Consider the following 14,479-nt stretch of genomic DNA (forward strand, 5'->3'; position numbering starts at 1 on the left):
TTACCAATATGAAAACGTTCCTCACCGCAAGCATCGCCGCAGCTATATGCACACTAGCTGTGGCCCCGAGCAGCCAAGCTCAGGGCAATATCAAACCGGCCAAACCTCTACGCAACGACTACATCTCCCTCAAGCTGGAAATGGAGCGCGCCATCACGCGTGGCAACCAGTTCCTCAAAAGCCAGCGCAATGCTGATGGCTACTGGAGCGATGGTGACATGCCCGCGATGACAGCCCTCGCTATGACATCAATTTTGCGCGACCCAGCACTGGACGGCAAATCAGAGATCAACGAGCTCGACCGCAAGAGCCTGGACTGGATCGTCGCTCAGCAAAAAGAAGACGGCGGCATCTACAACAAAGGACTCGGCAACTACAATACCGCCACCTCCATCGTTGCCCTCGTAGCGGCGCAAGATAAAGCCTACCACCCAGCTATTCTAAAAGCGCGTGCGTACGTGATTGGCGCGCAAGACGAAACTGACGACGAATACAATGGTGGTGTTGGTTACGGCGGCACATACAACCACAGCGACCTGTCCAATACCTACCTCGCTATCGAGGCGCTGAAAGTTTCCGAGCAAATCGCCAAAGACTCAGAGGCAGCTGGCAACGACCAGCCAGATCTCAACTGGGACGCCGCAATTCAGTTCATCTCACGCTGCCAGAATAACAAAGAAACCAACGACATGCCAAATGCTGGCAATGACGGCGGCATGATTTATTTCCCAGGAAATACCAAATCTGACGAAGAGAAAAATGCCGATGGCACCGTGTCACTGCGCTCGTATGGATCAATCTCTTACGCGGGTCTTCTTTCCCTGCTCTATGCCGATCTCGACAAGAGTGACGTGAGAGTAAAAGCCGTGCTCAACTGGGCTGGCAACAACTTCACCGTGGAAGAAAACCCAGGCCTCGGACCTCAAGGGCTGTATTATTATTACCACGCCATGTCCAAGGCGCTGTCCGCAGCTGGCATTGAAAACCTGCCGCTCAAAGGTGGCAAAGAAGCCGATTGGCGACGCGACCTCGCCATCAAAATCCTCACCACCCAACGCGAAGACGGTTCGTGGGTGAATACCAACTCACGCTGGTGGGAGTCAGACCCACAGCTAGTTACCAGCTACGCTACCATGACCTTGCAGCAGATTTACTACGCCATGCCATAACCCCCTTTGCAAAAATCTAAAACTTCCTCATTCCCCATGAGGAAGTTTTCTTTTTCAATCTCACTGTGCCAGCTGATTACCACACCCACACACCGCTCTGCATGCACGCAGAGGGCGAACCTGAGGAATTTGTAGCCGCCGCTATTGCCGCCGGTTTAGACGAGTACGGCATCGCCTGCCACGCTCCTGTAAAACCTGAACCATTTGACGACTGGCGCATGCTGGTGAGCCAGCTGCCTGATTATTTCAGCTGGATTGAGCGTGCACGCGCAGCCGCTGGCGATAAGCTAGCAATCCGCTGTGGGCTGGAATGCGACTGGCTAGCTGGCTGCGAAGACTGGATCAGCGAGCTACGCGCCAGCCACCCGTGGGATTATCTCATCGGCTCCGTGCACTACATCGGCGACCAGTGGGATTTTGATAATCCAAAATGGCTAGGACGCTGGGAGAAAACCGACGTCGACCAAGTGTGGCAACAATACTGGGCGACCTACATCCAAATGGTCGATAGTGGATTATTTGACATCCTCGGTCACGCCGACCTGATCAAAAAATTTGCCTACCAACCAGCTGGCGACCTCGACCATTATTACGAACCTGTGATCGACGCGATCGCCGCCAGTGGGTCGATATTAGAAATCAATACCGCTGGCTGGCACAAACCATGTGCCGAAGCCTATCCAAGCGCCGATTTCCTCACGCTAGCTGCAGATGCCGGTATTGATATCGTCATTTCATCAGACGCTCACGCTCCGGCTGAAATTGCTCGCGATTTTGCCAAAGCCCGCCAGCTAGCCAAATCCGCTGGTTTCAGCCAGACGGTGAAAATCAATCGCGGCCAGCGCAGCTACGAAGCTCTGTAAGCTCGCCAAATTTCCCCTGCTGGAATCCAGCTGAGTAAGCAAGCCACTAGCGCATAGGCCGCTAGCTAGCGATTCCAGCTGGCTCCACAGTGTATTCACCTCACTCACTAGCGAGCGACAGGTCAGGGCTGTCTGAAATCTACTGCCCCCACCAGATCAGCTGGCAATTTCAAAACAAAAAAAGAGCGGCCACCACAATGTGATGGTCCGCTCTATGATAAATCTATTGTTGCCCGAAGTTGACTTAGATTAAGCCAGCTTTCTTCAATACTGAGAAAGCACCATTCTTATTGATGGTCTTGATTGCTTTCGCAGAGAGCTTCAATTTAACGTAACGACCAAGCTCAGGAACGTAGATACGCTTAACGTGCAGGTTCGGAGAAACCGTACGCTTATTTACTTTGGTCACGTGGCGACCGATGCCGCCTTTTTTCTTCGCAAGACCTGAACGGTGAATTTTACCACCTACACGGACACGGGAACCTCTAATGCTGCAAACTCTAGACATAACTTTTGAAAATTTTTATATTCGGGGGCGGGAGAAATACACTCGCTGAGCTTTCAGTCAAGCGGATTCCTTAGAAAAGTTGCACGCATTTTTAGAATTTGTCCAGCTACCCATGCTCCGAACATGCCGCCGAGTGTGTCGGCAAGCCAATCCCACGGGCAGTTGCCAGTGCGCTCAGGCGTGAAACTCTGGTGATATTCGTCCAATGCCCCCAAGAGAGAAATCGTTAAGGCTGTGAGCACAAATACACGTATCATTGGCCAGCTGGGATTTGCCAGCCGCAACCACATGGCACAGCAGACGCCGCCAGCTGAGAAATAGGTAAAGTGCACCAGCTTGTCGAGATGGGGAATTTCAGGCGCATCCTTGGGCATGGGATTGCCCGACGACAAGATCCACAAAACGCCGTACCAAACCAACAAACCAAGCAAATACAGCCACGGCTGCATGGGCACTTTGAGAAACAAGGATTTCAGCATGATAAAAAAACCTCAAAGCTGAAGCAGCTTTGAGGTTAGCTTTAAATGGGTGAAATAGTCGACTAAGCAAGCTCCTTGAGCTTAGCAGCCAGCTGATCTTTAGTGATCGCAGCACCAACGATGGTATCTTTTACTTCGCCGTCCTTGAAGAAAAGCAGGCACGGGATTGAGCGCACACCAAACTTGCCAGCGAGATCTTGGTTGGAGTCAACGTCCACTTTACCTACTTTGGCTACGCCTTCGAGGTCAGTTGAGAGTTCGTCGATTACAGGTCCGATCATTTTGCATGGGCCACACCATTCGGCCCAAAAGTCTACGAGTACAGGTTTGTCCGAAGCGATTACTTCGGCATCAAAGTTGGATTCATTGAAAGTTAATGCCATGCCCCGACTATGACGCTTCTAGCTAATACGTCAAGAGCCGCTGACAGGATTTCCTGCAAGCGGCTCTCTATAAACTTATTAGGCTACGATAGACTATTCAAAGATCCTACTAATGGAGCCGTCAGTCCACAAATTACTGGTAACAACCTGAACACCTACAAAGATGAGGGAGGCAACCATAGCAGCAATTGAAAGGCCAATGCTGAGGCCGCTTTCACCTTGCTCAACTTCCTCGTCGGTAGTCAGAATGGTTGGTGACTGAGCTGTAGCTGGTGCAGTTGCATCCATTGGCTTAGTCGCTGCAAGCTGAACAGTAGCTTGTGGCAATGACTGAGTAGCTGGAGCTGCAGCGGCGGCTGGTGCTGGTGCGCCGCCACCAAGAGCTGGTGATGGTGCGCCTGGTGTAGCGAGTTTCACTGTACCTGGGCCAGTTGGTGCGCCTGGTGTAGCGAGACGAACTGTTGGAGCTGGTGCTGGTGCAGCAGCTGGTGCGCCTGGCGCAGTCATTGGTGCTGGTGGCGCAGCTGGTTTTGGCGCGCTAGCAGATTTGAGAGGAATTGTTGGAGCTGGTGCTGGTGGCGCACTAGGAGCACCTGCAGATGGAGGTGCCATTGGGCCAGTTGGATCAGCCTTGAGTGTAACACGTACGGTTTCTTTACGAAGAGGCACGGTAGATGTTTTCTCCAGAGGAGCTGTAGACTTAGTCTTCACAGCGTCTGATTTCATCGTCACACGCATGGTCTCTTTGCGAAGAGGAATTGGCGACGTTACCTCCAAAGCTGGATCAATCTTCTGTACTTTACCTGTTGCTGGATCGGCTTTCAACTTCACTCGCATGGTTTCCTTACGCAGAGGAGTACCAGACTCACTTGAATTGTTTTTGCTTTCGTCGCTCATAATTTTCTATTGAGAAGTGTGTGTATAAATTGAATTCAACGTTATTAAATAAGTTAAATTCTGACATTACTCTAGCCATTAATCATAGCCGGGACGGCCATGTCAAACTCTCAGATCTTTTTTTTTTAGAACTCATTGAAGAAGTTAGAACCACCTCTCACACAGCAAGACAACAAAACAAAGAACTGCATTACCTTATTAGCCAAATGTTGTGCATGTATGTTTAGAGACTAGCTAAGCACGTCATGCACCGAAGATGAACCCATTTCATGACCACCACACGGTCAACTAAATCCAACAATTTCAAACTTTTTGTATTTTTTTTAATTTTACGCTTACCAGTGCGATCCCAGCTAGCTATAAGCACTTCACTTATTTATGGAAAAATACGTATCCAGCACACATCGCACTCTCAAAAAAGTTAGCCTACTCTGCCTAACTAGCCTTTGCGTTGGCACGATTTCGCTGCCGAGCCAAGCTGGAGAATCTACCTCCTCGACTTCTCAATCTGAGCTGCAAAGACGCATTGATAACTACAAACAAGGTTATCAGAAAATTCAGGAGGGTGACCAAGCGTACAACGCTGGTGATTACGAATCTGCGGTTGCCGCCTATTCATCAGCCTACAGCCTACTGCCAAATGGCACGAAGTCAGCGCAACTCAAGAGAGACGCAGCTGACCGCTACGCCACCGCGGCTACTGAGCTGGCTAGACAAGTTTCCGGCACTGGCGACTACGCCCAAGCCAAACAACTACTAAATGCCGTTCTCGATCCAAGTGTGGCGCCATCACACATTGGCGCGGCTAAGCTGCTAGCCCAGCTGGACGATCCAATTCGCTACAACCCATCGCTCACCCCTGAGCACAGCCGCAATGTCGACAATGTTGGCAAACTGCTGCGTAAAGGTGAGGGATTTTATAACCTCGGCAATTACGACGCCGCCAATAAGACTTTTGAAGAAGTCTTACGCATCGACCCATACAACAGCGCATCTAGACGCTGGATGGAGAGAATTGATAATGCCAAAGCTGATTATTATCGCTCAGCCTTCGACCATACACGAGCCAATGCTCTGATGGAAGTTGACCGAGAATGGGAGACTAAGGTCAACCCAGATAATAGCGTATTCATGTCGACCATGCCATCTGCTGATCTGTTTGGCAACAATGTCGTCGACGTCCGCCAAAAGCTCAGCCAGATCCATGTCGACATCATTGACCTCGATCAAGCATCACTGACGGAGGCGATTGATTTTGTCCGCATCAAAGCCAACGAGCACGGCATCAACGTTGTCATCAATACTGGCGATACGACCACTGATACTTTCCAGAAAATCGACTCTACTAGATTTACCCTGCAACTACGCAATATTCCTCTAGATGCTGTTTTAGATTACATCACCCAGAACACCCACACCAAGTGGGTTACCGACGCATTCTCTGTAGAAATCGTCCCATCAGGATCGTCCGATGAGCGCCTCATCACTCGCTCATTTAATGTGCCGCCAAACTTCCTGAAAACCAATAATGCTCAGCAAGATGTCAATGATGACCCATTTGCCGAAACATCAGGCACCTCAGGCGGCATCTTACCTCAGCGCATTACCATCGAGGAATACCTCAAACAAAGTGGTGTCGTCCTCGGTGATGGAGCTTTTGCCAATTACCTGCCAGCGAACAACACCTTAACCATTCGTAGTAACCGCGCAGACATCGACCTCGTCGCTCAGCTCGTTGAGCTCTCCAGCCGAGAAGAACCTGTAGCTATCAAAATTGAAACCACAATCATGCGGGTTTCTCAACACGATGCTGAAGCCCTTGGCTTTGACTGGCTCATTTCACCTGGCTACCTGAAAAATGGCGTCTACTTCGGCGGTGGCTCAGTTGGCAATCAAGCGCCACTAGACGATATCCCAAACCCTCTCAGCGGTGCAATCGCTGGCACTCTTGGAGCCCTAGCCCCCGTTACAGCAGGCAATCGCTCGGGTGACGCAGCTCTCCAACGCAGCTCTCTCGACAGCCTACTCGCAGCTGGCTCAACTGGCTACACACCATCTAACGATAGAGCTCCAGGTATCCTGACTTTAACCGGAACCTTCAATGGCATGCAGGTGCAAATGATGATGCGCGGCCTCGACCAACACAAAGCTGTTGATATCATCACCAAACCATCGGTATTCTCACGCAGTGGCGAGAAGGCGTCGGTAGAAGTCATTCGTGAGTTCATATACCCAACTGAATACGAACCACCAGAACTGCCGAGCAGCGTAGGCAGCGGCACTACTGGTCTTGTTATCGATGGAACGACTGGAGGAGTCATCGAATCAGCTCAGGAGTCATCATTGACTCCAATCACGCCAGCCCACCCGACAGCCTTTGAAACACGCAATACAGGCGTCACTATGGAGGTTGAGGCCATGGTTGGCCCCAACAAACACTTTATCGACCTGTCGATCAGACCTGAGCTTGTCGAATTCGAAGGATTTGTAGACTACGGGTCACCAATTACAGGGGCTTACAGTAGCTTTGAGTTCAATTTAACAGGGGAAGGTGGGTCATATTTCAACCGTTCAGGCGCCAGTGGCGTGCTGACAGAAAACCACATCCTCATGCCCGTTTTCAAGAAAATCGGCATGCCGTCCGCCGCTGTCACAATTGCAGACAATACCACCATCGTACTCGGTGGCATGATCTCATCAAAGCGCGTCAATGTAGAAGACAAAACACCTATCTTAGGAGACATCCCCTACGTCGGGCGCCTCTTCAGATCTGAGTCATCATCAGAGCTGAAAGAACACATCATGATCGCCGTTCACGTAGAACTCATGGATGCCAGTGGCCGTCCGTGGCGTGAAATGCACCAAGAAGAAACAACCGCCAGCATCAAATAGCCGCTCAGGCACAGCTGCCTATTATAAACATTTCCCCATCTTCATTCTTAATGTCCTCAGAGAAACCTTTTGAGCCGAAAAATAACACGGCTGACGACAACATCAGCCAGCTGAAAAAAGAGCTAAATCAAACCCATGGGGTTCCAGATGGCGAGCTTATCACTCGCCCAGATGGCACTCAGGTAATCAAAGCTCGCAAAAGAAAAAGACGCTCAAAACAACCTCATAAAGAGGAGGCAAAAAAACGCCTTAAAAAAATCATCATTGGCGCCTCGTTTCTTGCGTTGATGGGCATAGCTCTGGTTGTTGGCATCTTCATAATCTTAGCCAAATACAATAGCGATAGCTTTAAGAAACAATCTGAGTCTGACATTGCTGCATTTACTGACGCAGCTCAGGTCAAAGTCCACCGCATGACGGTGACACCAGCATCAGCTAAAATCTCCGCCATTGAAGCCAGCTGGCCAGCCAACTCCACCATCCAGAAAGCCGAATTCAAACAAATTGCCACTCGCTTTAAGCTAAGTACATTTTTTGGCAAATACTGGAAAAGTGCTGAGCTCAGCGCCGCCACTGGCTCACTCCACCTGCAGCTACCAACAGGACCAGCAGCAGCGGAAGAAAGTAAATCTTCACCATTTGCATTTGATTTTTACCGCAGCTTCTCCACCGACATTTTCTTTGGACCAAGTACCAAGGGGGTAGCCTTACGCAAAGCGCAATGCACCTTCGACGAGCTCTACGGCGTCCCACAGTCAATGATTCAAGACGCCACATTGCAGCATCCATTCTGGCCAAATTTACAGGTTAAGAATGTGCTCCTCAAGCACAATACGGCGGATAATACCGAGCTCACAGGCGTCATCATGCCAACGGCCAACAGCGGTAGCGGGCTAATCAACGTAACTGGCAAAATCAATATCTATGCTGATGAAACCAACGAGCTTGAGCTAAAAATCACAGATTTCCCTATCCAGCAATTGGTCGGTGACGGCAGAAAGCTGAGGCTAGATCGCTTCCTCGATGGTGCTATTGATGCGCCTTTGGCATCACTAGACATCAACCCACGAAATCCGGACACCCTCAAAATCGAAGCTGCCTTTGAATCTCGCCGACTCAACCTACAAGGTCTGACATTCCTACGCACTCTGCGCCGCGAGCTCGGTCAGTCATGGTACGACAAACCTGTTTTTGACGAAAGCAATGGCACACTGATCATCGAAAACGGTGGCGATGTCACCATCGACAATTTATCATTCACCGCCCGCGATAAACTGCAACTCCGCGGTAGCATCACTTGCTCAAAAACAAATGAACTCTCAGGCACGCTAGAAGTTGGCCTACCTGCCATTGAGAACTCAAGCAGACCTGATGGATTCTCTGCTTCATCGAATGGCTACTACTGGGCTGAAGTCACCTTAAGCGGCACAGTGACCCGCCCTAAAGATGACCTGTTCGACATCATGGGCGCCAAGGAAACACCTAGCGGCTCGCAAAAGAAAATCCCAACAGAAGAGCAGCTACTCAACCCTGCTAACTCAGGTTTCAGCTTCGACGAGCTAACGGACTAACCCCACCTCTCAGCTCAAAGATTTTTTTGCGTTTCTCGCACATGCGTGATTGCATCTAGCGGAAACGCAAGTCATCATCCTCAACATGATGCAAAACCGTAAGGATTTCCTTTTTGAGCTACTCGAAACGCCTAGCCCAACAGGCTTTGAAATGCCTGGCCAGCGCGTGTGGGCCAGCCACCTCAAACCCATCGCCGACGAAGTCGACTGCGATGCCTACGGCTCGACATGGGCGCGGCTCAAGGGAGCGGGTTCGGCAACCATCATGCTAGAAGCGCACGCCGATGAGATTGGCTTCATGGTCAAGCACATCACCAAAGACGGTTTTTTGCGCATCGACCGCATAGGCGGCAGCGACGCAGCCACTGGTCGCGGTAGAAGAATTCAAATCCTTGGCGATAAAGGTGCCGTCACAGGTATTATTGGCAACACCGCCATCCACCTCAGACGCGATAGCCTTGGTACAGAAAAAGCACCAAAAGTTCACGAACTCTGGGTTGATCTCGGCGCCACGAGCGAGAGCGAAGTCGCCGAGCTAGGCATCCGCGTGGGCCACCCAGCTGTCTACACTGATGGGCCGATGGAATTGGCCAACAACCGCATCGTCAGCCGTGCGCTCGACAACCGTATTGGCAGCTACATCATCGCCGAAGTGATGCAAAAAATTGCCGCAGAGGAGAACAAACCTAACCACAACCTGCTTTGCCTAAATGCAGTACAAGAAGAGATTGGCGGCGCTGGTGCTCGCATGGCTAGCTACCGCCACCAGCCAGACTTGTGCATCTGCCTTGATGTCACCCACGCCACAGATACCCCTGGGCTAGACAGCGCCGAGCACGGAGCCGTCAAACTCGGTGGCGGCCCGACACTCACCCACGGCACCGCCAACCACCCACTCATCACCGAGCGGCTAAAATCAATCGCGGAAAAATATAACATCCCCATCCAGCATGAAGCGTCTAGCAGGTTCACCGGAACCGATACCGATAAAATTTACGACGTGCGCTCAGGCATCCCATCCGCGCTAGTTTCACTGCCGCTGCGCTGCATGCATTCAGTAGTGGAAACTGCTGACTGGTCTGACATTAACCACACGATTGAGCTTCTCAGCCAATTTGTGCTATCTTTGCAAGATTCAGACACATTTAGCCACAAACTCTAAATGAAACATCCAGCGCTCACAATTCTAGCCCTGATCACTTGCCTCTGCCAGCTGATCAGCGCCAGTGAGCCTGCGAATATGAACAACTCGCCAGCTAAACTCGCTGCCGACGCCTTCATCACCAAACTCAACCAAACTAAGCCGCTGCAGATAGATTTGGCGACAGAAACCGCCATTTCTCCCTACATCCCTGCTTACAAGAAAAAGCGCATCTATGGGCGACTCAAAAGGCAGGTGAACAGCTACTTCATGGATGGCGACACCATCACCTTTGACTGGCTTGTTGATACCGAGAACTACGCCGCTGTCAGTTACCAAGTAAGGAACCCACTCAACCCACAACACCTGCACATCATCACCGTGGCGATGTGCAAAACCACAAAGGGCTGGCTACCAGCCCCGCAGCTTGGGTCATTTCAAAACATCTACAATGGCTACAGCGAGCAGCTCAGTGATGAACTCGACCAGCTCAGCAAGTCACTGCAGAAAAACACTAACAAACGTCAGCCCAGCCTGCGTGAAGATGCCAGCAAACAATTCCAAAGATCAGTTGCTGAATACCGCCAGCAACTCGCTGAAACCCCGCCCAAAGAGCTAGCCAAACAATTTCTCAACTACTGCCGAAATCAGCAGCTAGCTGGAGCTCTCGCCTGCCTCAACCCGATGGGCACTAGCCGGCTCAATCAAAATGCTTGGCGAGAAATTCACCGCGCCACCGCTTCCGCCATCGCAGGCTCCCACAAGATCAACAAATGGGAAATCATTACCTCCCCGCCAGCTGGATCCGTCCAGGTCGTCGACTTCTCAGAAACACAGAGCCAAGTCACACTCTATCACTGGAACCCTCTACTCGCATCTAGCCCACCGGAGGTTTTGAACTTCTCGGTAGATCAAATGCAGCCACCCTATTTCCTAGAGCTTCCCGTGCCGCTCATGCACGAGGGCTACGAATATGCTGACGACCACTCGGCTGAAGAACATCAATCGGCTAACTTCTATCAGCTCTTAAATAAACAAAGTCAGTACCAACCATTAGACTCACTGGATGACGCCATCGACAAACTGCAGAACGCCATCAAAACTAATGACTTTAAAAGCTACCTCCAGCTGGTTGCCCCAGAGCTTCGCCTAGAGCAGAAAAACAAACAAATCCTCATCAACACACTTAAAGTTTCGTGGCGCAATGCAATTGGCCAATCAAGCCTTCCCATCGACAGCACCCACTCGCCACTACCAGCAAAGACCTGCCTCACCCGCAATGCCGCCATTGCATACACAGCCCCTGCTATCATCGATCTGGCTAACAGCAAAAATATTCACACCAGCTATTGGCTACAAATCGACGGTCATTGGTCGCTCGTTCCATCCAGCCAGCGCTTTACCAGAGAAATCAACAAATCCTTAGATGAAGATGAACTCAGCAAGTTCAATGTGCTAGCCAGTACAAGCAAATCCGAGTTTAAAAAACAGCTGAACAAATACCAACTGCTCAACATCCAGCAGGTTGACTGGCAGGAAACTGCCACAGCGCCTAGCAATCAAGAGGCCAAAGATCACACCAACAAATACCTAAAACTACTTAGTGAAGCCAATACTAACGAAATCTTGCAAAACTCGCTACTCATTTGCCCTGAAGATGACAGCGCACCGCTAACACAAATAAAATACGCCATTCAAGGTAGCCAACTCACTAAGAAAATTGGCATTCCAGATGAAATTCTAGCCACTTCTAGCAACGGCCGCTGGCATGCAGTTAGTCTGAAAACACACACCACAGCTGAGCAAGCTGATTACCCGATGATGCTCATCACTACTCATCATGGGAAAACAAAAACGGTCATCGATTTCAAAGTCAAATACATCACCCATCTAGGCATTCAGCTCAGGAACAATTCAAACTGGAAAAAATTAGAAGAAAACATCCCAGCTGAAGAGCTAGAGCGAATTCGTGAACTATTTGACAAACATATCAAGCTAGCTGAAAGCGACTACAAAGCAAACCAAGATGACTAAGCGCAAGGGTCACAATCAACTTGCCTCAAACTAACTGCCCAGCCATCATCATTTTCTATCTACACCCAGCTGCCTCTACCTCATATGGACTTTTCTAAAGCATGTCACACCGCCGCCGCACTCGAAAAATCAGTGCAAAGCATCATCGAAGGCCAAGCAGCTAACATCCGCCAAATACTTGCCTGCATGGCTTGCGGCGGACACGTCTTGCTAGAAGATAATCCAGGAACCGGCAAAACTACTCTAGCTAAAGCCATCGCAGGCAGCGTTAGAAACGCAGATTTCAAGCGTCTGCAATTCACCCCAGACCTGCTACCGTCCGACATTCTCGGCGTCTCCATTCTCAACCCAAAATCTGGCAGTTTCAGTTTTCACCCTGGTCCGGTGTTTACCGACATCTTACTAGCAGACGAAATCAACCGCGCCTCACCGCGCACCCAGAGCGCCCTGCTAGAATCCATGGCTGAGCGCCAAGCGACCATCGAAGGTGTCTGCCACGACCTCAACGGACTCTTCTTTGTCATCGCCACGCAGAACCCAGTAGAATTTCGCGGTACCTATCCGCTGCCAGAAGCGCAGATGGACCGCTTCACCATCCGCAGCTCGCTCGGCTACGTCGGACCAGCTGAAGAAGCTGCCATCCTATCAGCTCAACAAACTAGCCACCCGCTAGAATCGCTAGAGGCAACAGTTTCGCTAGACGACTTCCTCCAGCTACAGAACCAAATCAAACAGATCCGCATCAGTGAAGAGCTAAACCACTACATCGTGGCGCTGTGCTCAGCTACCCGCCATCACAGCGAGATCCTACTTCCAGCCAGCCCACGCGCCTCACTCGCGCTGATGAAAATGGCCAAATCTATGGCGCTGTTTGAAGGCATGGAATTTGTCACCCCACAGCTGATTCAAGATCTAGCGATCTCGGTAATTGCCCACCGACTCGTGCTAACGGCTGATGCTAAATTCAGCGGCCGCACCGCAGAAAACATCATCACCGAGATCATCGAAAAAACCGCCGTTCCTAGCTAAGGCCATGCGCACACCCGCCCAAACCAATAAAGTGCGTCGCTTCATCCACCGAGCCTACTGGCGGTCTGGCTCGCTCAACTTTTACGTTTCCAAACGCGTGCGACCAGCTGGTGTAGCCGTCATGTCGCTTGCCCCCTTAGCATTTATTCTCATGCCGCGGATCTCGCAGACACCAGTATTCCAGCTGCGTGGCATGATCCTAGGCGCACTCGCATGCTCATTCGCTTGGTCTCTAACCAGACGCTGTAAAATCTCAGCCAAACGCATTCTTCCAGCAGCAGCCAGTGCGGGCGAGCCACTTATCTATTATGTGGAAATCACCAATCTATCGAAACATAAAGTTAGACAGGTTCTAATCAACGAGACTGAACATGACGATAGGCCCACACTCGACCAATTCTCGCTAGGCCGTGAGCCAGGTGAGGAAAGCCGCAATGCCTTTGATCAATATTTTGCCTATTACCGTTGGCTTTGGCTGCGCAGAAAAAATCAAAAATACACACCAGCCGCCAACCACCAAAAAATCCAGCTAGCTGGACATGAAACCAAAAAATTTCCACTCTCTATCACCCCGCTGAAACGCGGTGTCATCCAGCTGGATAAAATCGACCTCTGCCTACCAGATCCACTTGGCTTGTTTCAAAAATGTCGCCGGATAAAAACGGAACCGCAGAAAGTCATCATCCTACCAAAGCGCTATCGCATTCCCGCGCTCAAGCTCCCCGGCTCCGCGCGCTACCAACTTGGCGGCGAAAGCGCCTCATTCAACAGTGGTGAGTCGGGAGATTTTACTAGCGTTAGAGACTATCGCCCCGGTGACCCGCCACGTCATATCCACTGGAAAAGCTGGGCAAAAACTGGAAAAGCGATCGTCAAAGAATACGAAGAAATCTTTTTCCCACACTACGGATTGATTCTCGATACCTGTGCGCCGCCAAACTTGCTAGATAGCTTTGAAGAAGCAGTCTCGGTAGCAGCATCCTTTGCCGTTAGCCTAGACAGCAATCAATCGTTGCTAGATCTGATGTTCATCAAAGATCAGGCACATCGCTTCACCACTGGCCGCAACGAAGCTAAGGTGGACCACATTCTAGAAATCCTAGCAGAAGTAGAACCGCAAGCGATCATCGACTACCAAGTGATGGAGAAATTGCTCCACAAACATCTAGCTGACCTGAGCTCGTGCATTGTCGTTTTTGTCGGCTGGGACCAACAAAAAGCCGACTTCCTACGCAACCTCCACCAAGCGAATGCTAACCTGCTCGTGATGGCCATTTTTCCCGACCAGCAACAAGCTCAGCAGCAACTCGCCAGCGTGCCCGCAGCCACCTCTATTCATCCGGTGCTCGCCGATGAGACGGAAAAGTCACTAGCTAACATATTCAGCTAATTCACCTTTTTAAATTCCCTCTAGCGGGCTCTCTGCGGCTCAAACAAAAAAAAGAGCCACCCGGAACTAACCGAGTGGCTCAAAATCTATATTTTCAATTCAGTTCTAATGAACTGACTAGAA

The 14,479-nt window shown here is 50.5% G+C and carries 12 protein-coding genes; 8 read left to right on the plus strand and 4 right to left on the minus strand.

Annotated features, from left to right (window positions below; all coding sequences use genetic code 11):
* The first annotated feature begins 8 nt into the window (after window positions 1-8).
* Together JIN82_RS07275 and JIN82_RS07280 are read left to right on the plus strand one after the other, a co-directional pair.
* Complete coding sequence (locus JIN82_RS07275) at window positions 9-1,169, plus strand: prenyltransferase/squalene oxidase repeat-containing protein (RefSeq protein WP_200310975.1); 1,161 nt, start codon at window positions 9-11, stop codon at window positions 1,167-1,169.
* A gap of 65 nt (window positions 1,170-1,234) precedes the next feature.
* The gene (locus JIN82_RS07280) at window positions 1,235-2,032 is read left to right on the plus strand and encodes a histidinol-phosphatase (RefSeq protein ID WP_200310976.1); all 798 of its coding nucleotides are present in this window, start codon (window positions 1,235-1,237) and stop codon (window positions 2,030-2,032) included.
* Between the two features lie 244 nt (window positions 2,033-2,276).
* Here JIN82_RS07280 and rpmB read toward each other — a convergent pair whose 3' ends face one another.
* From rpmB to JIN82_RS07300, 4 genes are all read right to left on the minus strand, one after another.
* A complete protein-coding gene (gene rpmB, locus JIN82_RS07285; protein ID WP_200310977.1) occupies window positions 2,277-2,540 on the minus strand; it encodes a 50S ribosomal protein L28 in 264 nt (87 codons plus the stop codon).
* Between the two features lie 53 nt (window positions 2,541-2,593).
* The gene (locus tag JIN82_RS07290; RefSeq protein WP_200310978.1) at window positions 2,594-3,019 is read right to left on the minus strand and encodes a VanZ family protein; all 426 of its coding nucleotides are present in this window, start codon (window positions 3,017-3,019) and stop codon (window positions 2,594-2,596) included.
* A gap of 62 nt (window positions 3,020-3,081) precedes the next feature.
* Window positions 3,082-3,402 (minus strand): thioredoxin, encoded by a 321-nt coding sequence (trxA, locus tag JIN82_RS07295; protein WP_200310979.1) that lies wholly within the window; start codon window positions 3,400-3,402, stop codon window positions 3,082-3,084.
* Window positions 3,403-3,495: 93 nt separating this feature from the next.
* Complete coding sequence (locus tag JIN82_RS07300) at window positions 3,496-4,299, minus strand: hypothetical protein (RefSeq protein WP_200310980.1); 804 nt, start codon at window positions 4,297-4,299, stop codon at window positions 3,496-3,498.
* Between the two features lie 378 nt (window positions 4,300-4,677).
* On the opposite strand from JIN82_RS07300, the gene JIN82_RS07305 reads away from it, so the two are divergent.
* The 6 genes from JIN82_RS07305 (at window position 4,678) to JIN82_RS07330 (ending at window position 14,356) form a co-directional block, all read left to right on the plus strand.
* On the plus strand, window positions 4,678-7,191 hold the full coding sequence (locus tag JIN82_RS07305; protein WP_200310981.1) for an Amuc_1098 family type IV pilus outer membrane protein: 2,514 nt from the start codon (window positions 4,678-4,680) through the stop codon (window positions 7,189-7,191).
* Between the two features lie 50 nt (window positions 7,192-7,241).
* Window positions 7,242-8,762, plus strand: coding sequence for a hypothetical protein (locus JIN82_RS07310; RefSeq protein WP_200310982.1), 1,521 nt, complete (start codon window positions 7,242-7,244; stop codon window positions 8,760-8,762).
* An 85-nt stretch (window positions 8,763-8,847) separates the two neighbouring features.
* On the plus strand, window positions 8,848-9,924 hold the full coding sequence (locus JIN82_RS07315) for a M42 family metallopeptidase (RefSeq protein ID WP_200310983.1): 1,077 nt from the start codon (window positions 8,848-8,850) through the stop codon (window positions 9,922-9,924).
* Between the two features lie 78 nt (window positions 9,925-10,002).
* A complete protein-coding gene (locus JIN82_RS07320; protein WP_200310984.1) occupies window positions 10,003-11,937 on the plus strand; it encodes a hypothetical protein in 1,935 nt (644 codons plus the stop codon).
* 84 nt (window positions 11,938-12,021) lie between these two features.
* Complete coding sequence (locus JIN82_RS07325) at window positions 12,022-12,966, plus strand: AAA family ATPase (RefSeq protein ID WP_200310985.1); 945 nt, start codon at window positions 12,022-12,024, stop codon at window positions 12,964-12,966.
* Window positions 12,967-12,970: 4 nt separating this feature from the next.
* The gene (locus JIN82_RS07330; RefSeq protein ID WP_200310986.1) at window positions 12,971-14,356 is read left to right on the plus strand and encodes a DUF58 domain-containing protein; all 1,386 of its coding nucleotides are present in this window, start codon (window positions 12,971-12,973) and stop codon (window positions 14,354-14,356) included.
* Window positions 14,357-14,479 lie beyond the last annotated feature (123 nt).

The organism is Persicirhabdus sediminis (assembly GCF_016595495.1).
GTDB classification, from domain to species: domain Bacteria; phylum Verrucomicrobiota; class Verrucomicrobiia; order Verrucomicrobiales; family Akkermansiaceae; genus Persicirhabdus; species Persicirhabdus sediminis.

Bases quoted from the DNA above. Each gene is read 5' to 3' on its own strand.
- JIN82_RS07290 (WP_200310978.1), bottom strand. From the start codon at position 3,019: ATGCTGAAATCCTTGTTTCTCAAAGTGCCCATGCAGCCGTGGCTGTAT.
- JIN82_RS07315 (WP_200310983.1), top strand. From the start codon at position 8,848: ATGATGCAAAACCGTAAGGATTTCCTTTTTGAGCTACTCGAAACGCCT.
- JIN82_RS07330 (WP_200310986.1), top strand. From the start codon at position 12,971: ATGCGCACACCCGCCCAAACCAATAAAGTGCGTCGCTTCATCCACCGA.
- JIN82_RS07325 (WP_200310985.1), top strand. From the start codon at position 12,022: ATGGACTTTTCTAAAGCATGTCACACCGCCGCCGCACTCGAAAAATCA.
- rpmB (WP_200310977.1), bottom strand. From the start codon at position 2,540: ATGTCTAGAGTTTGCAGCATTAGAGGTTCCCGTGTCCGTGTAGGTGGT.
- trxA (WP_200310979.1), bottom strand. From the start codon at position 3,402: ATGGCATTAACTTTCAATGAATCCAACTTTGATGCCGAAGTAATCGCT.
- JIN82_RS07310 (WP_200310982.1), top strand. From the start codon at position 7,242: ATGTCCTCAGAGAAACCTTTTGAGCCGAAAAATAACACGGCTGACGAC.
- JIN82_RS07320 (WP_200310984.1), top strand. From the start codon at position 10,003: ATGAACAACTCGCCAGCTAAACTCGCTGCCGACGCCTTCATCACCAAA.
- JIN82_RS07305 (WP_200310981.1), top strand. From the start codon at position 4,678: ATGGAAAAATACGTATCCAGCACACATCGCACTCTCAAAAAAGTTAGC.
- JIN82_RS07275 (WP_200310975.1), top strand. From the start codon at position 9: ATGAAAACGTTCCTCACCGCAAGCATCGCCGCAGCTATATGCACACTA.
- JIN82_RS07300 (WP_200310980.1), bottom strand. From the start codon at position 4,299: ATGAGCGACGAAAGCAAAAACAATTCAAGTGAGTCTGGTACTCCTCTG.